At 74.8% G+C, this 19883-nt stretch carries 20 protein-coding genes; 10 read left to right on the top strand and 10 right to left on the bottom strand.

From position 1 onward, the window contains the following. Positions 1 to 8: 8 nt before the first annotated feature. The gene (locus AB0C87_RS34650; protein WP_360581344.1) at positions 9 to 1445 is read right to left on the bottom strand and encodes a 2-hydroxymuconic semialdehyde dehydrogenase; all 1437 of its coding nucleotides are present in this window, start codon (positions 1443 to 1445) and stop codon (positions 9 to 11) included. 211 nt (positions 1446 to 1656) lie between these two features. Here AB0C87_RS34650 and AB0C87_RS34645 point away from each other — a divergent pair, with 211 nt between their 5' ends. From AB0C87_RS34645 to AB0C87_RS34625, 5 genes are all read left to right on the top strand, one after another. Further along, on the top strand, positions 1657 to 1944 hold the full coding sequence (locus AB0C87_RS34645) for a hypothetical protein (RefSeq protein WP_345179112.1): 288 nt from the start codon (positions 1657 to 1659) through the stop codon (positions 1942 to 1944). Positions 1945 to 2056: 112 nt separating this feature from the next. Further along, positions 2057 to 2377 carry a hypothetical protein gene (locus AB0C87_RS34640; RefSeq protein ID WP_345179113.1) on the top strand — a complete coding sequence of 107 codons (321 nt, stop codon included), beginning with the start codon at positions 2057 to 2059 and terminating at the stop codon, positions 2375 to 2377. Beyond that, positions 2368 to 3405: an MvdC/MvdD family ATP grasp protein gene (locus AB0C87_RS34635; protein WP_360581343.1), complete on the top strand. Its 1038-nt coding sequence runs from the start codon at positions 2368 to 2370 to the stop codon at positions 3403 to 3405. The genes AB0C87_RS34640 and AB0C87_RS34635 overlap by 10 nt, the downstream gene beginning before the upstream one ends. Further along, on the top strand, positions 3405 to 5240 hold the full coding sequence (locus AB0C87_RS34630; RefSeq protein WP_360581342.1) for an ABC transporter ATP-binding protein: 1836 nt from the start codon (positions 3405 to 3407) through the stop codon (positions 5238 to 5240). The genes AB0C87_RS34635 and AB0C87_RS34630 overlap by 1 nt, the downstream gene beginning before the upstream one ends. 44 nt (positions 5241 to 5284) lie before the next feature. Further along, entirely contained in the window at positions 5285 to 6214 is a 930-nt protein-coding gene (locus tag AB0C87_RS34625; protein ID WP_345179119.1) for a LysR substrate-binding domain-containing protein, read from the top strand. Here AB0C87_RS34625 and AB0C87_RS34620 read toward each other — a convergent pair whose 3' ends face one another. The 6 genes from AB0C87_RS34620 to AB0C87_RS34595 form a co-directional block, all read right to left on the bottom strand. Continuing rightward, positions 6215 to 7084, bottom strand: coding sequence for an alpha/beta hydrolase (locus AB0C87_RS34620; protein WP_360581341.1), 870 nt, complete (start codon positions 7082 to 7084; stop codon positions 6215 to 6217). Between the two features lie 133 nt (positions 7085 to 7217). Further along, positions 7218 to 7970, bottom strand: a complete 753-nt coding sequence (locus AB0C87_RS34615; RefSeq protein ID WP_353835132.1) for an ATP-binding cassette domain-containing protein — start codon at positions 7968 to 7970, stop codon at positions 7218 to 7220. A gap of 38 nt (positions 7971 to 8008) precedes the next feature. After that, positions 8009 to 8941: an amino acid ABC transporter permease gene (locus AB0C87_RS34610; RefSeq protein WP_345179221.1), complete on the bottom strand. Its 933-nt coding sequence runs from the start codon at positions 8939 to 8941 to the stop codon at positions 8009 to 8011. Positions 8942 to 8953: 12 nt separating this feature from the next. After that, positions 8954 to 9895, bottom strand: a complete 942-nt coding sequence (locus AB0C87_RS34605; protein WP_360581340.1) for an ABC transporter substrate-binding protein — start codon at positions 9893 to 9895, stop codon at positions 8954 to 8956. Next, entirely contained in the window at positions 9892 to 10701 is an 810-nt protein-coding gene (locus tag AB0C87_RS34600; RefSeq protein ID WP_360581339.1) for a deaminated glutathione amidase, read from the bottom strand. Before AB0C87_RS34600 ends, AB0C87_RS34605 begins: the two co-directional genes overlap by 4 nt. Beyond that, on the bottom strand, positions 10698 to 11636 hold the full coding sequence (locus tag AB0C87_RS34595; RefSeq protein ID WP_353835129.1) for a hypothetical protein: 939 nt from the start codon (positions 11634 to 11636) through the stop codon (positions 10698 to 10700). Before AB0C87_RS34595 ends, AB0C87_RS34600 begins: the two co-directional genes overlap by 4 nt. Before the next feature lie 130 nt (positions 11637 to 11766). Between AB0C87_RS34595 and AB0C87_RS34590 the strand changes: the two genes are divergently transcribed. Then, positions 11767 to 13101, top strand: coding sequence for an aminotransferase class I/II-fold pyridoxal phosphate-dependent enzyme (locus AB0C87_RS34590; RefSeq protein WP_345179127.1), 1335 nt, complete (start codon positions 11767 to 11769; stop codon positions 13099 to 13101). On the opposite strand, the gene AB0C87_RS34585 is transcribed toward AB0C87_RS34590, so the two are convergent. From AB0C87_RS34585 to AB0C87_RS34575, 3 genes are read right to left on the bottom strand one after another with little or no spacing between them, the layout of a single operon-like run. Further along, positions 13098 to 13541, bottom strand: coding sequence for an NUDIX domain-containing protein (locus tag AB0C87_RS34585; RefSeq protein WP_353835127.1), 444 nt, complete (start codon positions 13539 to 13541; stop codon positions 13098 to 13100). The genes AB0C87_RS34590 and AB0C87_RS34585 overlap by 4 nt on opposite strands. Continuing rightward, positions 13538 to 14176: a response regulator transcription factor gene (locus AB0C87_RS34580; protein ID WP_345179131.1), complete on the bottom strand. Its 639-nt coding sequence runs from the start codon at positions 14174 to 14176 to the stop codon at positions 13538 to 13540. Before AB0C87_RS34580 ends, AB0C87_RS34585 begins: the two co-directional genes overlap by 4 nt. Then, on the bottom strand, positions 14164 to 15384 hold the full coding sequence (locus AB0C87_RS34575) for a sensor domain-containing protein (protein ID WP_345179133.1): 1221 nt from the start codon (positions 15382 to 15384) through the stop codon (positions 14164 to 14166). The genes AB0C87_RS34580 and AB0C87_RS34575 overlap by 13 nt, the downstream gene beginning before the upstream one ends. 173 nt (positions 15385 to 15557) lie before the next feature. Between AB0C87_RS34575 and AB0C87_RS34570 the strand changes: the two genes are divergently transcribed. From AB0C87_RS34570 to AB0C87_RS34555, 4 genes are all read left to right on the top strand, one after another. Beyond that, positions 15558 to 16289, top strand: a complete 732-nt coding sequence (locus AB0C87_RS34570) for an ABC transporter ATP-binding protein (RefSeq protein ID WP_345179135.1) — start codon at positions 15558 to 15560, stop codon at positions 16287 to 16289. Then, positions 16286 to 18727 carry an ABC transporter permease gene (locus tag AB0C87_RS34565; RefSeq protein WP_360581338.1) on the top strand — a complete coding sequence of 814 codons (2442 nt, stop codon included), beginning with the start codon at positions 16286 to 16288 and terminating at the stop codon, positions 18725 to 18727. Before AB0C87_RS34570 ends, AB0C87_RS34565 begins: the two co-directional genes overlap by 4 nt. Positions 18728 to 18738: 11 nt before the next feature. Continuing rightward, positions 18739 to 18909, top strand: coding sequence for a hypothetical protein (locus AB0C87_RS34560; RefSeq protein ID WP_345179141.1), 171 nt, complete (start codon positions 18739 to 18741; stop codon positions 18907 to 18909). Positions 18910 to 19019: 110 nt separating this feature from the next. Beyond that, positions 19020 to 19859, top strand: coding sequence for a DUF4253 domain-containing protein (locus AB0C87_RS34555; protein WP_345179142.1), 840 nt, complete (start codon positions 19020 to 19022; stop codon positions 19857 to 19859). The last annotated feature ends 24 nt before the right edge of the window (positions 19860 to 19883 follow it).

Here is a 19883-nt window from a genome sequence, read left to right as displayed (position 1 = left end):
GCTCGCTCTCAGATCTGGACGCAGACGTTGACGGGTTCGGAGAAGAAGTCCAGGGAGTACTCTCCCCCCTCCCTGCCGATCCCGGAGGCCTTCACGCCGCCGAACGGGGTGCGCAGGTCGCGCAGGTTCCAGCAGTTCACCCAGACGATCCCGGTCTCGACGCGCGGCGCGACCCGGTGCGCGCGCGACAGGTCCCGCGTCCACACCGTGGCGGCGAGCCCGTAGGGGCTGTCGTTGGCGAGCGCGAGGGCCTCGTCCTCGGTGTCGAACGGCGCGACGTGGCAGACCGGCCCGAAGATCTCCTCCCGCACCGCCCGGGCGGTCTCGGGGAGCCCGGTGAGGACGGTCGGCTCGACGTGGAAGCCGCCGTCCCGGGCGTCCCCGAACCGCGGGGCGCCGCCGCCGGCGACGACCGTGGCGCCCTCCTCGCGGGCGAGCCGGAGGTACGACAGGACCTTGTCGCGGTGCCCGGCCGAGATCATCGGGCCGTAGCCGTCCAGCGCGCGGGCCCGCTCGCCGAGCCTCGCGACGAACTCCTCGAAGACGGGGCGCTCCACGTAGACGCGCTCGGTGCACAGGCAGATCTGCCCGGAGTGGGTGAAGGAGGAGCGGACCGTCCCGTCGACGGCGGCGGCCAGGTCGGCGTCGGCGAAGACGAGCGCGGGGTTCTTGCCGCCCAGCTCGAACGAGACGGGGGTGACGTGGTCGGCGGCGTTCCGCATGATCGCGGCGCCGGTGGCCGACTCGCCGGTGAACGCGATCGCGTCCACCCCGGGGTGCCCGGTGAGGAACTCACCGGCCGCGCCGGGGCCGTGCCCGTGCACCAGGTTGAACACCCCGCCGGGCAGGCCCGCCTCGTCGATCACCCGGGCGAGCAGCGTCGCGGTCGAGGGCGTCTCCTCCGAGGGCTTGGCCACCACGGCGTTCCCGCACGCGAGCGCGGGCGCGATCTTCCAGGTCGACAGCAGCAGCGGCAGGTTCCACGGCGAGACGACCGCCACGACCCCGAGCGGCCGCCGCACCGTGTAGTTGAGCGCCTCGCCCGTCCCGGAGCTCCACCCCGGGACGCGCGTGGTGTAGGCGCGCTCCGGGCGCCCGTACAGCAGGTCGGCGTAGGCGCGGAAGTTGCCGACGGCGCGGGGCACGTCGACGGTCTCGGCGAACGCGCGGGGCCGGCCGGTGTCGGCGACCTCGGCGTCCACGAACTCCTCGAACCGCGCCTGGATGCCGTCGGCGACGCGCCGCAGCGCCGCGGCCCGCTCCTCGGCGGCCATCGCGCCCCAGGGGCCCTTCAGCGCGGAACGGGCCGCGGCCACGGCGTCGTCGACGACCTCCCGCGTGGCCTCGGGGACGGAGCCGAGCTCGGTGCCGTCCGCGGGCGCGATGAGGGGGAAGGCCGGACCGTCCGAACGGAACACCCCGCCGACGTAGTGCTCAGCCTTCATCCGTCCCCTCCCGCGTGGCTCGACTCCCCGATACTCGCCCGCGAAGCTATGCCTGGCAAATACCAAATCCCCCTGCGGCTATGACCGAACGGCTATGCCCGGCCCTCCCCGTCCGCTGGCCGGATACGGACATGACCGCGCCTTGCCGAGGCCGGTGATCCATGTCACTTTGATCTTGTGATCGCCGGTGATCTCCGGGAGGCCCGCTGTCATGACCCGCGGCACCGGCCCGCTGGACCCGCCCCCCTTCCTCCGTCTCGACCCGCCCGAGCTCGACGGCGGTGACCTGGTCGTCCGCGCCAGGCCGACCGAGTCCCGGGCCCGAACCCGCACCAGCCCCCGCGCCCCGCTGGCCTACCTCTACGAGCGCCCCGACGAGCACGAACCGGAGCGGACGACGAGACTCGCGGCGGGCCACTACGACCGCACCAGCCTGACCTGGACCTTCTCCGGCGACATCCCGGGGATCATCGGGATCACCGAGCCGACCTCCCCCTAGCGGCGCCCACGGGTCCTCCCCCGCCCTCCTCGCTCCCCCTCGCGCGCTCCCGCGTCGCCCCCGCACGCCCGAATGTCGGACCCGCATGTCCGCCCAGCAGAAAGGCACGCCCATGCCCGGAACACTGACCAGGCCCGCGCTCCGCACCACGCGCGCCTTCATCTCCCCCGACCACGCCGGGTTCGACCCGGCGGCGGTCCCCACCCCGGACGGTGACGAGCGGCCGTTCGGCTACGCCTACTCCACCCCGTGGGGCACGCCCGACGACGGCGCCCCGGCGGCCGACCCGCAGGCGGGCCACTACGACCCCGTGACCCAGACCTGGGTCGGCCCGGACGGCGAGGACGTCACCGCCGGCTACAGCTCCTACACGACCACGGGATCGGGCGTGCCGCCCTGGGGCGACAAGATCCTCGACGACGTGTGCGCCTGACGGTGGGCGGCCAGGCCGAGGTCCTCGTCCTCACGCAGGACTTCGACCCCACGGTCGACCCGGTCGTCCGGAGCCTCACGGCGAAGGGCGCCCGGGTCGTCCGGGTGGACACCAGCTACTTCCCGCGCAGCCTGAGCTTCACCACGTCCGACTTCGACGGCGCCGACCGGGCGGTGATGCGCCACCACGACGGCGAGATCGACCGGGAGATCGACCTTCGCGCCCTGGCGGGCGTCTGGTACCGGCGGCCCACCGCCTTCGACTTCGGCGAGGAGATGGGCGAGGCCGAACGCGAGTTCGCCCGCCACGAGGCCCTGCACGGCATCGGCGGCATCCTGCGCTCGACCGACTGCCTCTGGATGAACCGCCCCGACCTGGACGCGGTCGCCGACCTCAAGCCGTACCAGCTCAAGCTCGCGAAGGAGGCCGGGCTCCGCGTCCCGCGGACGCTGCTGACCAACGACCCCGACGAGGTCGCCCGGCTGGTGAAGCAGGAGGGCGAGGGGTCGCTCGTCTACAAGTCGCTCAGCGGCGGGGTGGTCCACTATCCCGGCGCGTTCCCCTCCGGCCTCTACACCGCCGTGCTCGGCGAGGAGATCCACGACCACCTCCCCCGCGTGCGGCACACCCTCTGCCAGTTCCAGGAGTACATCGAGAAGGCCTACGAGGTCCGGCTCACGATCATCGGCGACGCCTACTTCCCCGTCGTGATCGACTCGCAGGGCGCGGAGCGGACGCGGATCGACTGGCGCGCCGACACCGAGCTGCGCTACGGCGACTACCGGCCGCTGCCGGAGGACGTCGTGCGGCGCACGCAGGCGCTGATGGACCGGCTCGGGCTCGTCTACGCCGCGGTCGACTTCATCGTCACCCCGGACGGTGAGCACGTCTTCCTGGAGTCCAATCCGAACGGCCAGTTCATGTGGATGCAGAACGACCTCGGCCTGCCGCTCGGCGACCGCATCGCGGACCTGCTGATGCGGGGCGGTCCGTTCCGGCGCGGTGAGGTGGAGCAGGTCGGCTACTGATGGACGATCCGCCGCCCGTCACCGCGGCCGAGTGGACGGAGCCGCCGCAGGCCGGCCTGCGGCGGCTCCCGGGCCTGGTCCTCGGCGCCGTCCGCCTCGCGGTGGCGGCGGCGCCCCGGGAGTTCGCGCTCGTCACCGCGCTGCAGGCGGCCGGAGGCCTCGGCCTGGTGCTGCCCGTCCTCGGCGGGCGGCGGCTGCTCGACCGGGCGCTCGGCGGCGCCGACCTGGCGGCCGTCCTGGCGCAGGGCGCGGTCGTGCTCGCCCTGACCGCCCTCGTCGCCGTGGCGGTCTCGGTCGCCTCGTCCCGCGACGAGGTGCTGAGCGAGCAGCTCAACCGGTACGCGATGGGCCGGATCCTGGACGTCGCCTGCGCCGTCGACCTCGAGGAGTTCGAACGGCCCGCGTTCCACAACCGGCTGGAGCGGGCCTCGATGAGCGCGCGGATCCGCCCGCACCAGGTCGTCCAGGGCCTCGGGGCCCTCACCGGCGCGCTGATGGCCACGGCCGGGGTGGCGCTCGCCCTCGCCGCGATCGAGCCGCTGCTCGTCCCGGCGACCGTGGCGGCGGGGGCGCCGCTGTGGCTGGCGGGGCTGAAGAGCGGGCAGGTGCTGTACGGCGCGCTGTTCCGGCTGACGCCCGCGGAACGCGAGCGCAGCTACCTGCTGGACGTGCTGACCAGCCGCCGCGCGGCCGCGGAGGTCCGCGCCTTCGGGCTGGCCCCGCACCTGCGGGCCCGCTGGGAGACCCGCACCCGCGAGCGGCTCGGCGAGATCCGCCGGACCGTCCGCCGCCGGCTGCGCATCACGCTGCTGGCGCGGGCGGTCAGCGGCCTCGCGCTCGCGGCGGTGCTCGGACCGCTGCTGGCGCGCGCGGCCACCGGCGCCATGCCGGCGGCCGACGCGGGCGCCGCCGCCACGGCCGTCCTGCTGCTGGCCTCCCGCCTCCGCGCCGCCGCCGCGGGCACCGACCAGCTCTTCGAGGCGGCGCCGTTCGTCCGCGACCTCAGGTCGTTCCTCAGCCCGCCGGAGCGCGCGCACGCCGAGCCCGCGCCGCCGCCCTTCCAGGTGCTGACGGCCGAGAACCTCGGATTCGGCTACCCCGCGGCGTCCCGCCCCGCGCTGGACGGCGTCGACCTCACGATCAGGGCGGGCCAGGTCGTCGCGCTGGTGGGCGAGAACGGCTCCGGCAAGACGACCCTGGCGAAGCTGCTGTCGCACCTGTACCGGCCGGGGTCGGGGCGGATCCTCTACGACGGGGTCGACGTCGCGGGCGCCGACCCGGAGGAGCTGCGCGCCTCCGTCGCCGTGCTCTTCCAGGACTTCGAGCGCTACCTGCTGCCGGCGTCCGACAACATCGCCCTCGGCAGGCCCGAGCGCGCCGGCGACCGGCGGGCCGTCGAGCGGGCCGCGCTCGCCGCCGGGGCGGACCGGTTCCTGCGCGGGCTGCCGGACGGCTACGGGACGCTGCTCGGACCGCAGTTCGCCGGAGGCGTCGACCTGTCCGGCGGCCAGTGGCAGCGGGTGGCGCTCGCCCGGGCGTTCTTCCGCGACGCGCCGTTCGTCATCCTGGACGAACCGACCGCCACCCTCGACGCCCGCGCCGAGCACGACCTGTTCGAGCGCCTCAGGGGCCTGCTCGCCGGACGCACCGTGCTGCTCATCTCGCACCGCTTCTCGACCGTCCGGACGGCCGACCACATCTACGTGCTCGCCGGCGGCCGGATCGCCGAGCACGGCACCCACGCCTCGCTGATGGCGGCCGGCGGGCGCTACGCCGAGCTCTTCGCCCTCCAGGCCGAGGGATACCTCGACCCCGCCGCCATACCCGGGCGGTGACCCCGGAGCCACCGGATATGACAGAACTGTGATAACAAGTCGGCATGCGCGCGATCGACCTGCTCAACGGACGGCTCAAGCTGCGGCACCTGGTGCTCGTCGTCGCCGTCGCCGACCAGGGCAGCGTCCTGCGGGCCGCCGAGCACCTGCGGCTCGCGCAGCCCGCCGTGACGCGCAGCCTGCGCGAGGTGGAGGGCATCCTCGGCGTCGAGCTGTTCACCCGTGGCCCGCGCGGCATGACCCCGACGATGTTCGGCGACGCGTTCGTCGAGCACGCCCGCGCCGTCCTGGCCGAGCTCCGCCGCGCCGGCGAGCGCATCAGCGGCCTGGCCGACGGCGAGGTCGGCACGGTCACGATCGGCACGCTGCTCGCGGGCTCCAGCGTCCTGCTCCCCCGCGCGATCGCCGCGCTGAAGCGGGACCGTCCCGGCGTCACCGTGATCGTCCAGGAGGCCACCTTCGACGCGCAGGTCCCCCGCCTGCTGGACGGCGAGATCGACCTGATCCTCGGCCGCCTCAACCCGATCGGGGACCTGCGCGGCCTGCGCCAGATCACCCTCTACGGCGAACCCGTCCGCCTCGTCGCCCGCCGGGGCCATCCCGCGCGCTCCGTCGCGGGCCTCGGCCTGGCCGACCTGCTCGCCTACCCCTGGGTGCTGCCCCTGGAGCAGACGGCGCTGCGGTCGGAGCTGGAACAGGTCTTCCGCGCCGAAGGCCTGGACCCGCCCGGCAACCTGGTCGAGTGCACGTCGGTGCTGACCGTCCGCACCCTCGTCCGCGACACCGACATGATCGCCGCCCTTCCCGAGCTGGTCGCGCGGACCGACGCCGACATCGCGCCGCTGCCCGTGCCGCTGGAGACCGTCCGCCGCCAGGTGGGCGTCACGCTGCCCGCGCACCGCGCCCCGACTCCGTCGGCCCGGCTGATGCTCGACCATCTCCGCCGCGCCGCCGCCGAGATCACCGCAGGCTGATCACACCGCGCGGACCAGGTCGACGAGCGCCCGGCCCACCGGGGAGTCCGCATCCGCCAGGTCGAGGACCACGTCGAAGTGGTCGCGGCCCGGCACGACCATCAGGTCTCCGGCGTCCCAGTGCGGATGGAACAGCCGGGACTGCGCGAGGAAGCCCTCCCCGTCGTCCTGGGCGACGACGAGGACGGCCGGGCAGCGGTACGGCGCCGGCAGCAGCGCCGGGCTCAGCGCCGCGGCCCGCGGCAGGTCCAGCCGCACGGCCTCGTTGACGTAGACGCGGGTGATCGGGCGGATGTCGAACAGCCCGCTGAACGGCATCGCGGCCTTGACGACGTCGGCGGGCAGCCCGAGCGGCTCCTGCCAGCCGCCGACCATCGTCATCCCGGTCAGGTGCCCGCCCGCCGAGCTGCCGCCCACCACGATGCGGTCGGGGTCGAGTCCGTGCTCGCGCCCGTGCCGGTGCACCCAGGCCACGGCCGCCCGCACCTGCCGGACGATCTCCTCCAGCGTCGCCTTCGGCGCCAGCGTGTAGTCGGGCACCACGGTCGCGACGCCCTGCTCGTGCAGCATCCTCGCCATGAACGACGACACGTCCCGCGACAGGGCCATCCAGTAGCCGCCGTGCAGGAACACGAACACCGGCCGCAGCCCTTCGCCGGCGCCCCAGACGTCGAGCCGCTCCCCGCTCGCCTCGTCGTAGACGATCCCCGGGCGCCCGGGCAGCCCCTCGACCGCCGCCTCCGACATGGCCCGGTACCGGGCCATGTGCCGGTCGAACAGCTCGGGACCGGCCTTCCTGCGCACGTTGTAGGCGACGTCCAGTTCCTCGTCGCTCAGCTGACTGCCCGGCCAGTCGCCCAGATCGTCCACGAACGCACCTCCGCTCCAGGACCAGCCTCCCGTCCGCCCGGGAGACGATCAAATACCCTTCCCGGCCTCGCGGTATCACGCCTTCGCCATACCCGGCCGGCGGCCCCCGCCGCGCCGGCCGGGCGGCGGCCGGTCAGAGCACCTTGCTGAGGAAGGCCTTCGTGCGCTCGTTGCGCGGGTGGTCCAGGACCTCCGAGGGGCTGCCGGACTCCACGATGACACCGCCGTCCATGAAGACGACGCGATCGGCGACCTCGCGCGCGAAGCCGATCTCGTGCGTGACGACGATCATGGTGAGGCCCTCCTCGGCGAGGGTCTTCATGGTGTCCAGCACGTCCCCGACCAGCTCGGGGTCCAGTGCGGAGGTCGGCTCGTCGAACAGCATCAGCTTCGGCCGCATCGCCAGCGCGCGGGCGATCGCGACGCGCTGCTGCTGCCCGCCGGACAGATGGCGGGGGTAGCCGCCCGCCTTGTCGGCGAGGCCGACCTTGGCCAGCAGCTCGCCGGCGCGCGCCCGGGCCTCGGCGCGGGAGTCGCCGCGCACGCCGGTCGGCGCCTCCATGACGTTCTGCAGGACGGTGAGGTGCGGGAACAGGTTGAACTGCTGGAACACCATGCCGATCTCGCGGCGCTGCCGCGTGACCTCGCGCTTGCGCAGGTGCCGGGGCTTCCCGCCGGACACGCTGAACCCGATCAGCTCGCCGTCCACGTGGACCGAGCCGCCGTCGATGGTCTCCAGGTGGTTCACGCACCGCAGGAACGTCGACTTGCCCGAACCGGACGGCCCGAGGATCACGACGACCTCGCCGGGGCCCACGTCCAGGTCGACGCCCTTCAGTACCTCCAGGTGTCCGAACCTCTTGCGAACGCCCCGCGCCCGCACCATCGGGACGACGGCCGTCGGCGGGTCCTTCTCCAGCGCGGTCACGGCGACACCTCCGGGGCGGGACGGCGGCGCCGCATGAGGACGAAGTCCCAGAAGCCCTGCCGGGCGTCGCGGGTGGCGCCGCGCGAGTAGTGGTGCTCGATGAACGACTGCCCGACGTACAGGATCGAGGTGATCACCAGGTACCAGAGGCAGGCGACGAGCAGCAGCGGGATGGTCTGGAACGTCCGGTTGTAGATGGACTGGACGGTGTAGAGCAGGTCGGCGAGGGCGATCACGCTGACCAGCGAGGTGGCCTTGAGCATGTTGATCACCTGGCTGCCGGTCGGCGGGACGATGAACCGCATCGCCTGCGGCAGCACGATCCGCCGGAAGGTGCGGGCGCCGCCCATGCCGAGCGCCTGGGCGGCCTCGGTCTGGCCGGGGTCCACGGCGAGCAGCCCGCCGCGGATGATCTCCGCCATGTAGGCCGCCTCGTTGAGGCCGAGCCCGAGGATGGCGGCGATCAGCGGGGTGATGAGGTGGTTGGTGTCGCCGTGCAGGAACTCCGGCCCGAACGGGACGCCGACCGACAGCCGCGGCAGCAGCGCCGACAGGTTGTACCAGAGCACGAGCTGCACCAGCACGGGCACGCCGCGGAAGAACCACACGTACAGGCCGCACGCGGCGCGCAGCAGCGGGTTGTCCGAGAGCCGCCCCACCGCGAGCATGACACCGCCAGCGATGCCGACCGCCATCGCGATGACGGTCAGTTCGAGCGTGATGGCGATGCCGTCTCCGATGATGGAGGCGTTCATGTAGCGGCCGACGACGTCCCACTGGAAGTTGTCGTTGGTCCACAGCAGGTGGGCGAACTGGGCGGCCAGCACGAGCACGACGAGCGAGGCGAGCCACCGCAGCGGGTGCCGCACATGCGCCGCGCCCGTCACGTCGACGTCGCCGACGGTGCCGCGCGGATGCTCCTTGGTCATGGTCACCTCGGCTCACCCCTTCCTCGGCGCCAGGTTCACGCCCGGCTTGTCGAGCATGTTGGCGGTCAGGCCCCACTTGGTCATGACCTTCTTGTACGTGCCGTTCTCGATGAGCTTGCGGAACCCTTCGAGCAGAACGTCCCGCAGCGGCGAGTCCTTGGCGACGACCGAGCCCTGGTAGAGGTCGTCGAACCCGTTGGCCTTGCCCGTCCCGGCGAGCTCCAGGTCGTCGCCCGACTGCTTCACGAAGTAGCTGAGCGGCGCCTGCGAGGAGAAGAAGCCGTCGGCCCGGTGGGACCTGACGGCGAGAATCGCGGTCGGCTGGTCCTTGTAGGACTGCACCTGCACCGCGGGCTTGCCCTGCTGGACGCACGTGGCCGACTGGGACTTGACGACGTCCTCGGCGGACCCGCCCGCCATCACCGAGATCTTCATCCCGCACGTGTCGGCGATGGACCCGATGTGCCTGGGGTTGCCCTTCGGGACGGCGAAGACGACGAACTCGCGGACCCAGTCGACGAAGTCGTTGGCGCTCTCGCGCTCGGGGAAGTCGCCGACCGGGCCCATCGCGAAGTCGTACCGGTCGGCCTTGATGCCGGTGAGCAGGCTGGGCAGCCCGTCCACGGTCACGTGCTCGATCTTGACGCCGAGCAGCTGGCTGAGCGCGGTGGACAGGTCGGCGGAGGCGCCGCTCAGCGACCGGCCGTCCGAGCCCGCGATCTCGTAGGGCGGGAACGAGCCGTTGTTGGCCGAGATCAGCGTTCCGGACGCCTTGTTCTTGGCGGGGAGCCGGTCGTGCAGCCCGTGGTCGAGCGTCTGGCGCAGGTCGGCGGCGCCGACGCCCTGCGAGGACTCGCCGTTGAGGATCCCCTCGGCCTCGGGCGGGTTCGCCCCGCACGCGGCGGTCCCCGCGAGCAGGGCCGCCGCCGCCAGGGCGGCGATGGCGCGTCTCATGCGGTCTCCTTCAGGGGGCGGATGGACGGGTCGACGCGGAAGCGGCGGTTGGCGAGCACGGGCAGCGCGCGGCGGGCCTCGGCCAGTTCCTCCTGGTCGGCGATGGCCCACACGAGGCCGGGCCGGTCGCCCAGCCGGTCGCGGACGGTGCCGAGCGGGTCGACGACCATGCTCGATCCGATGTTGCGGCGGCCGCACTCCCCCGACGCCGCGACGTAGCAGGTGTTCTCCAGCGCCCGGGCGGTCACCATGACCTCCCAGTGCCGCTCCTTCGCGGGGCCGCGCACCCAGGCGGCCGGCAGCGCGAGCACGTCGGCGCCCGCGTCGACCAGCAGCCTGGCCATTTCCGGGAATCTTACGTCGTAGCAGGTCATGAGGCCCACCTTCCAGCCGTCGCAGTCGACGACCACGGGCTCTCCGTCGCCGGGCGCCACCCGGTCGGACTCCCGCGCGCCGAACGCGTCGTACAGGTGGACCTTGCGGTAGGCGGCGACGAGCTCGCCGTCGCGGACGGCGACGAGGGTGTTGTGGACCTTGCCGTCCCCGGCCGGTTCGTGGACGCCCGCGACGATCGTGGTGCGCGAGCCTTCGCTGTGGGCGCGCAGGCCGGTGACGAAGGGGCCGTCCAGCGGCTGCGCCGCGCCGGTGATGCGGGCGGGCTCGTCGATGAACAGGGCGAGGGAGTCCTCGGGCAGCACCAGCAGGCCGGCGCCGCCCTGGACGGCCTCGTCGATCAGCGTCATGCAGGTCTTGAGGTTGGTCTGCCAGTCCTCGGTGGAGGCGAACTGGCCCACGGCGATCCTCATCCGAAGAGCTCCTCGGCCTTGATCGGGCGGGGCGCGATGCCCTGCTCGTACAGTTCCGCGCAGAACGCGGCGGTCATGGCGGCGTTGGCCTCGGTCCCGTAGGGCATCCAGTCGGGTCCGAAGATCCGCGCCTGCGCCTCCAGCTCGTCCAGCAGCCAGGGCGTGGTGTCGGCGAGCAGCCGGCGGCGCTCCAGCCAGAGGCGCTTGGACGCCGCGAAGGCCTCCTGGACGGCCTCGGGGAGCCAGGGGTGGGCGTCCACGACCTCGCGCTTGAGGGCGAGGAGGTGGATGCCGGGGACGAAACCGGTCCCGGCGTAGTAGGCCGTCTCGGCGGCGCGGTAGTCGCCGTAGAGGTGGCGGAAGCGGCCGCCGGCGGTGAACATCTCCGGGGGCATGAACGGGGTGAAGATCGCGTCGAGGCTCCCGTCGGCGAGCCCCTCGACGAGGGGCGTGCCCGTGACCCGCACGTTGCCGGGCAGCGGGCGGGGGCCGACGCGGTCCTTGCCGGTCTCGCCGGCCGCGAGCGACCCGACGCGCCACTGGATGCCGGACAGGTCGACGCCCTCGGCCCGCAGCAGCGCCCGCGTCCAGGTGTTGCCGGAGTCGGGCCAGCCGGTGAGCCCGATCGTGGCGCCCGCCAGGTCCCGCGGGGAGGAGAGGCCGCTGCTCCAGCGGACGAGCACGCAGCGGTGCCGGAAGCCTCGCATGAGGAACACCGGCAGGCCCACGAGCCGGTCGTCGCCGGCCGCGCGCGCGAGGGCGTAGCGGCTGAAGGACGTCTCGCCGCCGTCCAGGCCCGGCTCGGCGAGGACGTCGGGGGTGGCGTCGCGGGTCTCGACCTCCAGGGCCGCCCCCCGGGCGCCGGTCCGGCCGGTCAGCAGCGGGACCAGATGGTCCCAGTCCCGCACCGCCAGACGTATCCGTGGAATCGGCACAGCACTCCATCTCTGCACGTAGAAGGGGGTTTGCCCGCACATCGGGGCGCGATGGGATCCGACTTTAGGGTCTGTTTGTAGCCAGTACAATGGGCGTTTTGTTACTGCACATAACTTGTCCGGAGGTAGCGTGACCGACGCGGCGTGGCTGGCCGAGCGCATCGGCGACCGCACGGCCCGGGGCATCGCCGCGGCGATGACCGGCCTGATCCGCGGCGGTGAGATCCCGGCGGGCACCCGGCTGCCGACCGTCCGCGGCCTCGCGGCGGAGCTCGGGGTGAGCCCCGGCACCGTCGCCGACGCCTGGGCGACGCTGCGCCGGCACCGCGTCGTCAGCGCCCAGCGGCGGCGCGGCACCGTGGTGATCGGCCCGCCGAACGTCCCGCACCCCGCGCGGTACGAGCGAATCGGGGAGTTCGGCACCCGGCTCGCGATCGACCTCGCCGTCGCCGCGCCCGACCCGGCGCTGCTGCCGCCCCTGGACGCGGCGCTCGCGGTCGGCGCCCGGACCCCGCACCTGAACGACTACACCCGCGAGACGATCACTCCCGCGCTGCGCGCCGCCGTCGAGCCGGGCTGGCCCTTCCCCGCCGCCGCCATGCTCACGGCGGGCGGCGGCTACGAGGGCGTCCAGCTCGTCTGCCAGACCGTCGCCGTCCCCGGCGACCGGATCGCCGTGGAGGACCCGACCGGCGCCCGGCTGCTGGACATCCTGGAGGCGCAGGGGGCTGAGGTCGTCCCGGTGGCCTGCGACGCCGAGGGCCCGGAGCCGGAGTCCCTCGCCGAGGCCCTGGCGGAGGCGCCGGCCGCGTTCGTGTACCAGCCGCGCGCCCACACGCCCCGGGGCCACGCGCTCACCCCCGCGCGGGCCGCCGCGCTCGCCGCGCTCCTCGCGCCCGTCAGCACCCTCGTGATCGAGGACGACGGCACCGGCGAGGCGTCCGCCTCACCGGCCGTCAGCGTCGGGGCCCACCTGCCGGACCGCACCGTCCTCGTGCGCTCCTACTCCAAGTCGCACGGCCCCGACCTGCGCATCGCCGTGATCGGCGGCGCGGCCGAACCGGTGGAGCGGGTCCGGGTCCTGCGCAGCTTCGGCACCGGCTGGACGAGCCGCGTCCTCCAGGACGCCCTGGCGCACCTGCTGACCGACCCCGCCGCCGACGAGATCGTGGCACGGGCGCGCCTGGCCTACGCCGAGCGCCGCGACGGGCTGGCCGCCGCGCTCGCCGAGCGGGGCGTGCCGACGGGCAACCGCGACGGCCTGATGCTGTGGGTCCCGGTCGCCGACGAGTCCGGCGCCCTGGTCACGCTGGCCGCGCACGGCGTCGCCGCGGCGCCCGGCAGCCGCTACCAGATCGTCCCGTCCGGCCCGCACCTGCGGATCGCGACGAGCCGCCTGCACGACACGCCGTTCCCGCTCCCGGAGCTGGCCGACCTGATCGCGCTGGCCGCCCGGCCCCGCTAGGGAACGAGCCCGGGGAGGTCGCCGGCGTGGTGGCGCAGGTAGGCGGTGAGCACCTCGGGGACGAGGTTCAGGTGCCCGAGGACGGCGGGAGTGCACGGGACGAGGTCGACGTCGTAGCGGCCCTTCGAGGGGTCGTCGAACTCGGGGCCGTGCCGGCGCGAGAGGTCCATCGTCACCAGGCGGCAGACGTAGAAGGCGGTGAGGCGGTGCAGCTCGGGGGCCTGCTCCGCGCACGCGAAGACCTGCCGGACGGGTCCGGCGGTCGCGCCGAGTTCCTCGTCCAGCTCGCGGCGCAGGGCGGCCTCGGGCGAGGCGTCGGCCGGCTCGATCCCGCCGCCCGGGGTCGTCCAGTAGACGGGGCGGCCGGGCACGGTGCGGCGCAGCAGGACGAGCGCGTCGCCGTCCAGCAGGAGGGCGCGGGCGGCCCGGCGCAGCCTCACGAGTTCAGGTAGGCCAGGACGGCGAGCACGCGGCGGTGCCCGCCGTCGGTGGGCGGCAGGCCGAGCTTGGCGAACACGGCGCCGATGTGCTTGCTCACCGACCGCTCGGTGATGACGAGGGTCGCGGCGATCGTGGCGTTGTCGAGGCCCTGCGCCATCAGCCCGAGAACCTCGCGCTCGCGCGGTGTGAGCTCCTGGAGGGGGTCGTGCCGGGACGTCATCAGCTGGGACACGACCTCGGGGTCGAGGGCGGTGCCGCCGGCGGCGACGCGGTCGAGGGCGTCGAGGAACTCGTCGACGCGGCCGACCCGGTCCTTGAGCAGGTAGCCGACGCCCCCGGCGCCGCCGGCGAGCAGCTCGGCGGCGTAGGTCTGCTCGACGTACTGCGACAGCACCAGCACCGGCAGGCCCGGCAGCCGCCTGCGCGCCTCGATCGCCGCGCGCAGCCCCTCGTCGCGGAACCCCGGCGGCAGCCGCACGTCCAGGACGGCGGCGTCTGGGCGGTGCTCCAGCAGGGCGGGCAGCACGTCGGGGCCGCTGCCCGCGGCGGCGACCACCTCGTGGCCGCCCGCGTCCAGCAGCATGGCCAGGCCCTCGCGGAGCAGGACGCTGTCCTCCGCGATCACGATCCGCACGGCAGCTCCACCTGAAGCGTCGTCCCTCCCCCGTCGGGGCTGTCGAGGCGGGTCGTCCCGTCGAGCGCCGCCACCCGGCGGCGGACGCCCGCGAGCCCGCTGCCCCGGTCCGGGTCGGCCCCGCCCTTGCCATCATCCCGCACGGTGATCGTGAGGCGGGCGGGTTCGCGCCGGAGCGCGACCCATCCGTGCCGGGCGCCGCTGTGCCTGGCGATGTTGGTGAGCGCCTCGGCCACGACGAAGTAGGCGGCGGCCTCGACGGCGGCGGGCGCCCTGCCGTCCTCGACGTCCAGCTCGACGGGGATCGGCTGCCCGGCGGCGAGGGCCAGCAGCGCCCCGGCCAGGCCGCGGTCGGACAGGATCGGCGGGTAGATGCCGCGGATCACCGTCCGCAGCTGCGCGAGCGCCTCCTCGACGCCCTCCCGGGCCTCCAGGAACAGCGTCCGGGCCGCGTCGGGATCGGCGTCGAAGCGGCGGTCGGCGAGGCCGAGCCGCAGGGCGGCGGCGACGAGCTGGGCCTGCGTCCCGTCGTGCAGGTCGCGCTCGATGCGGCGCAGCTCGGCGCCGTGCGCTTCCAGGGCCTCGGCGCGGGTCTCGGCCAGCTCCTCGACCCGCTCGGCGAGGCTGGTGCGCCGGGTGGGCGACAGCAGCACCTCGGCGAGCCTGGCCTGCCACCAACGGATCCGCGGCACCAGCCACAGCAGGATGCCCAGGTCGAAGGCGCCCTGCAGGAACGGCATCGTCAGCGCCTTGGGCCAGCTGTCCAAGGTGATGAACGCCGCCTGGGAGCCCTCGGGCGCCGCCCACCACCACAGCGGCAGCGAGAGCGTGAACGGGATCGCCGGCCACACCGCGACCGCGACCGCGGCGGCGGCCAGAGCGGTGAGCCCGTGCGCCGCCATCCAGGCCGCGTCCCGCCACGTGGAGGGCGATCGCAGCAGGCGCCCCGCCCCGCCGAGCCCCTCGCCGGAGGGCGGCCGGTACGGCTCGGGGATCTCGCGGCCGAGGACGCGCCCGGCCCGTCGCCGTTCGGCGTTCGCGAGCGCACGCAGGGGCTTGACGGCCGTCGGGAGCCACGGCAGCACGAGGAACGACAGGGCCAGCGCCGCCACGAGCGGGACGAGCCCGGCCATCGCGGGCAGGCCGGTGCGCAGGGCGCCGACCAGCTCGCCGGTCGCCTCCGCGCTGCGTCTCAGGGCTCGGTTCATGTCACCTCGCAGCACACCGTAGGCGACGCCGGCGACCCCCGCACCCAGGTCTGCCCCCAGGCCGATGGTGTAGCCCGCTACACCACCGTTTCGGGAGTGCGCGCCCATGTGCCCGGACCCCCGCGAAACCTAGGTTCGTCCAGGTGAGAGGCGGCAATCCACGGAGAGGCACCATGACCACGATGACGGCCGAGGCGACCGCGGAGGCGGTGCGCCTGGACACGGTCACCAAGACCTACGGGGACGTGCGGGCCCTGGACGGCGTCACCTGGACGTTCCGCCGCGGCGGGTTCACCGCGGTGATGGGGCCGTCCGGGTCCGGCAAGAGCACGTTCCTGCACTGCGCGTCCGGGCTCGACCGCCCGAGCGGCGGCACGGTCCGGATCGGCGGCGTGGACATCGGCGGGCTCAGCGAGGCGAAGCGGACGCGGCTGCGCCGGGAGCGGATCGGGTTCGTGTTCCAGGCGTTCAACCTGGTCCCGGCCATGGACGTCGAGCAGAACATCACGCTCCCCCTGCGGCTGGGCGGCACGGAGCCCGACCCGGCCCGGCTGGAGGAGATCGTCCGGCGGGTGGGCCTCGCGGACCGGCTGCGGCACCGCCCCGCCGAGCTGTCGGGCGGGCAGCAGCAGCGCGCCGCCCTCGCCCGCGCCCTGATCACCCGCCCCGAGGTCGTCTTCGCCGACGAGCCGACCGGCGCCCTCGACCCGCGCACGGCCCGCGACGTCCTGCGGATGCTGCGCGAGGCCGTCGACCTGACCGGCCAGACGGTCGTCCTGGTCACCCACGACCCGGCGGCCGCCGCGTGGGCCGACTCGGTGCTGTTCCTCAGCCGCGGCCGCATCGTCGACGAGCTGGCGTCCCCGACCCCGTCGGCCGTCCTGTCCCGCTGGGAGACGCTGTGAAGCGCGGAGCCGTGAAGGGCAGGGGGGCGTTCGCCGGGGTCTTCGTCGCGCTGGCGTTCGCGGCGACGCTCGTGGGGGCGTGCGGGGTGCTGCTGGAGTCGGCGCTGCGGGCGCACGCGCCGGTCGAGCGATTCGGCGCCGCCGCCGCGGTCGTGACCGGCCCGCGGAGCGTCACGGACCGGATGGGGAGGTTCGCGGACGAGCCGGAGGAGCAGAGCCGGCCGCTGACCGAGCCCGCCCCCGTCCCGGTCTCGGCCGCGGCCCGGCTGCGGGCCGTTCCGGGCGTGCGGGCCGTGGTCGCGGACGTGTCCTTCCCCGCCGTGCTCTCCTCGGGGCGGCCGGTGACCGGACACGGCTGGGAGTCGGCCGCGCTGCGGCCCTACCGGCTGAGCGCGGGCCGGGCACCGCGGGCGCCGGACGAGGTCGTGCTGAGCCGGTCCTCGGGCCTGGCGCCAGGGGCCGTGGTCCGGATCCAGGTAAACGGACCGCCCCGCCCCTACCGGGTGTCCGGGCTCGTCGCCGAGGGCCCCGCGGCGGCGTTCTTCACCGCGGCGACGGCCGCGGCCCTCGACGGGCGCCCGGGCCTCGCCGACGCCCTCGCGGTGCTCGGCGACCCCGACGAGGACGCCCTCCGCGGGGCCGCTCCCGGGCTCGCCGTCTCCTTCGGCGCGGCGCGCGGCGACGCCGAGGACCCGGCCGTCGCCTCCGCGCGCCCCGACATCGTGGAGCTGTCCGCCTCGCTCGGCGGGGTCGGCGTGATGACCGCCCTCGTGGTCGTCGGCGGCCTGATCGTGCTGTCGGTGCGGGAGCGGGCACGCGAGTTCGCGCTGCTGCGGGCGGTCGGGGCGACGCCGGGCCAGGTGCGGGGACGGCTCCTGCGCGAGACGCTGCGGGTGGGGGCGCCGGCCGTGCTGACCGGCGGCGCGCTGTCCCTCGCGGCGGGCGCCGCGCTGCACGCGGCGATGGTCCGCGAGGGCGTCCTGCCGGACGGCTTCGGCCTGGCGCTCGGCCCGCTGCCCGTCCTCGCGGCGGTCGCGATCACACTGCTCGCCGCCACCGCGACCGCGTTCCTCGCCTCGCTGCGGCCGTCGCGGATCCGGCCCGTGGAGGCGCTGGGCGAGGCCGCCGCCGAGAACCCGCGCCTGCCCCGCTGGCGCGTCGTCACGGGCGCCGCCTTCCTCGTCGCCGGCCTGAACGCCCTCGGTTTCTCGGCGGGCGCCACGGGGGCCGCCGCGAACGCCTCGATCGGCGGCCTGGTCGTCTCGCTGATCATCGCCACGGCCTTCCTCGGGCCGCTGGTGGCGCGAGCCGGGAACCGGGTGCTGGGCCGCGCCGCCCGGGCCGCCTCGCCGGTGGCCGGGCGGATGGCCCAGCAGGCGGCCGGCGCCGCCGCCCTGCGCGCCGGGTCGCTGATCACCCCGGTCGCCCTGGCGGTCGCGTTCGCGGGCGTCCAGCTCTTCGCGCAGTCCACCGTCGCCCACGCGACGCGGACCCAGGCGGAGGACGGGAACCGCGCCGACCGGATCGTCGTGGCGGCGGGCCCCGGGCTCCCGTCCGGCGCCGCCGGGTCGGTGCGCCGCGTCCCGGGCGTGACGGCCGCGACGCCGGTCAGGGACACCACCGTCGTCATGGCGGTCAAGGAGCTGGGCGAGAAGAACCTGCGCTCGCTCAACGGCAGCGGCGTCGGCGCGGACGCGGCCGCCACGCTGGACCCGGGGGTGTCGTCCGGCCGCCTGGACGATCTGCGGGGCGACACCGTCGCGCTCAGCCGGGACGTCGCCGGCGGCCTGCGCGTCGGCTCGACGGCACCGCTGTGGCTCGCGGACGGGACGCGGATCCGGGCACGCGTCGTGGCGGTCTACGACCGCGGCCTCGGCTTCGGCGACGTGCTGCTCCCCCACGGCGTCGTGGCCGCGCACTCCGCCTCGCCGCTCGACGACCGCGTCCTCGTCCGCGGACGGGCCGACCTGAGCGCGGCCACCGCCGCCTATACCGGGGCACGGGTGCTCAGCCCGGAGGCCTACCAGGCGGGCCTCTCGCAGGAGATGAGGCTCCAGGGCTTCGTCAGCCTGCTGGTGGTCGCCGCGATCACGGGGTTCATCCTCATCGGCCTCGTCACGACGCTGGCGCTGGCGACGGCGGCGCGCCGCCGCGAGTTCGCGCTGCTGCGGCTGGTGGGCGCCACCCGCCGCCAGGTCCTCCGGATGCTCCGCTTCGAGGCCGCGATCGTGCTCGGCACCGGCATCGCGGTGGGCGCCCTCATCGCGGCGGTGACCCTGACGGCGTTCGCGGCCCGCGTGACCGGCCTTCCCCTTCCCTCCATCCCGCCCCTGGCATGCGCCGCGATCCTCCTGGGCGTGGCCGGATCCGGCGCCGCCGCGATCCTCCTCCCGGCGCGCGCCGTGCTGCGCCGGCGCACCCCTCCCTCCCTCTCCTGAAAGGCACCGCCATGAGCAACTCCACCCGCTGGACCCTGATCTGCATCCTCATCGGGGTGAACGTCCTGTCGAACGCGGTCCTCGGAGACGGCCTGATCCAGATCGCCGTCAGCGCCGTCACCGGCCTCGCCGCCGCGGCCGTCCTGATCGACCTGCTGCTCCGCGGCCGCCGCGAGCCCTGAGCCCGACCGGGCCGCCCGGCCGGACGACCGAACCGCACGGCTCGTCCCCCGGGCGGCCCCCACCGCCGTTACGATCGCCACTGGCATGCTCTGTACCGGAACGGCGTGAAATGGATGATGTGGAGGTCCGGCACCTGCCGGGCGACCTGCCGCAGCTGTTCGACGGCGGCGCCGGGGACGGCGCGCCCGCCCGGACGCTGTCGGTTCCGCTGCCCGACGGGGACCTGGTCTGGCCCGATCCCGGGTACCCGCAACGGCAGCTCCTCCTGCGGCCCGCGTTCTGGCTGAGCGACGAGCCCGCCGGCGGCGACCTGTGGGCCCGGTTCCGCGCCGAGCACGCCCGCTCGGGCCTGTGGCCGCTGCTCATGGACGAGTCCGACCAGCCGTGGGCGGCCGGCCAGATCGCCCCCGAGCCGGTCGCCGAGGTCGGCAACTACCACCCCCACGCGTTCATGTACGAGGTGTGGGCGGACTGGGCCGAGCAGGCCGCCGACGACGACCACGACGACCTCGCCCCCTACGGGCGGCAGTGCCCCGGCCCGGCGCCCGCCGGCGTGCCGCTCGACGACCCGGACGCCATGGCCGACCGGCACGCCCGCGCCCTGGCCTCACGCGGCATGTCGCTCGGCCTGGTCGCGGTGGACCGCGGCGCCGACGCGCTCGCCGCCGTCGGCTGGCAGGGCGCGCTGAACCACAACGAGTGGACGGCGCCGCTCTCGGCCGTCCTGCGAAGCTGGGAGGACCGCTTCGGCGCCCGCGTCGTCGCGCTCGGCTTCAACACCCTGGAGCTCAGCGTGGCCGCGCCTCCCGTGAGCACCCGGCACGCCGTGCACGTCGCGGCCGAGCACTGGGCGTTCTGCCCCGACATCCTCTTCCAGGGGCCCGGCACCCTCGCCGGGTACGCCGAGGAGATCCGCGGCAAGACCAACTGGTCGTTCTGGTGGGACTGACCGGCGACGGAGACGGGGGCGGGA

The organism is Actinomadura sp. NPDC048021, assembly GCF_040653135.1.
Classification (GTDB): domain Bacteria; phylum Actinomycetota; class Actinomycetes; order Streptosporangiales; family Streptosporangiaceae; genus Spirillospora; species Spirillospora verrucosospora.
The sequence above is the reverse complement of the archived record's forward strand: the minus strand, read 5'-3'. Positions and strand labels throughout refer to the sequence as shown.

Excerpts from the sequence above, each read along its gene's own strand:
- AB0C87_RS34650 (WP_360581344.1), bottom strand. The coding sequence starts at position 1,445 with ATGAAGGCTGAGCACTACGTCGGCGGGGTGTTCCGTTCGGACGGTCCG.
- AB0C87_RS34645 (WP_345179112.1), top strand. The coding sequence starts at position 1,657 with ATGACCCGCGGCACCGGCCCGCTGGACCCGCCCCCCTTCCTCCGTCTC.
- AB0C87_RS34640 (WP_345179113.1), top strand. The coding sequence starts at position 2,057 with ATGCCCGGAACACTGACCAGGCCCGCGCTCCGCACCACGCGCGCCTTC.
- AB0C87_RS34630 (WP_360581342.1), top strand. The coding sequence starts at position 3,405 with ATGGACGATCCGCCGCCCGTCACCGCGGCCGAGTGGACGGAGCCGCCG.
- AB0C87_RS34625 (WP_345179119.1), top strand. The coding sequence starts at position 5,285 with ATGCGCGCGATCGACCTGCTCAACGGACGGCTCAAGCTGCGGCACCTG.
- AB0C87_RS34615 (WP_353835132.1), bottom strand. The coding sequence starts at position 7,970 with ATGGTGCGGGCGCGGGGCGTTCGCAAGAGGTTCGGACACCTGGAGGTA.
- AB0C87_RS34610 (WP_345179221.1), bottom strand. The coding sequence starts at position 8,941 with ATGACCAAGGAGCATCCGCGCGGCACCGTCGGCGACGTCGACGTGACG.
- AB0C87_RS34605 (WP_360581340.1), bottom strand. The coding sequence starts at position 9,895 with ATGAGACGCGCCATCGCCGCCCTGGCGGCGGCGGCCCTGCTCGCGGGG.
- AB0C87_RS34600 (WP_360581339.1), bottom strand. The coding sequence starts at position 10,701 with ATGAGGATCGCCGTGGGCCAGTTCGCCTCCACCGAGGACTGGCAGACC.
- AB0C87_RS34575 (WP_345179133.1), bottom strand. The coding sequence starts at position 15,384 with ATGAACCGAGCCCTGAGACGCAGCGCGGAGGCGACCGGCGAGCTGGTC.
- AB0C87_RS34570 (WP_345179135.1), top strand. The coding sequence starts at position 15,558 with ATGACCACGATGACGGCCGAGGCGACCGCGGAGGCGGTGCGCCTGGAC.
- AB0C87_RS34560 (WP_345179141.1), top strand. The coding sequence starts at position 18,739 with ATGAGCAACTCCACCCGCTGGACCCTGATCTGCATCCTCATCGGGGTG.
- AB0C87_RS34555 (WP_345179142.1), top strand. The coding sequence starts at position 19,020 with ATGGATGATGTGGAGGTCCGGCACCTGCCGGGCGACCTGCCGCAGCTG.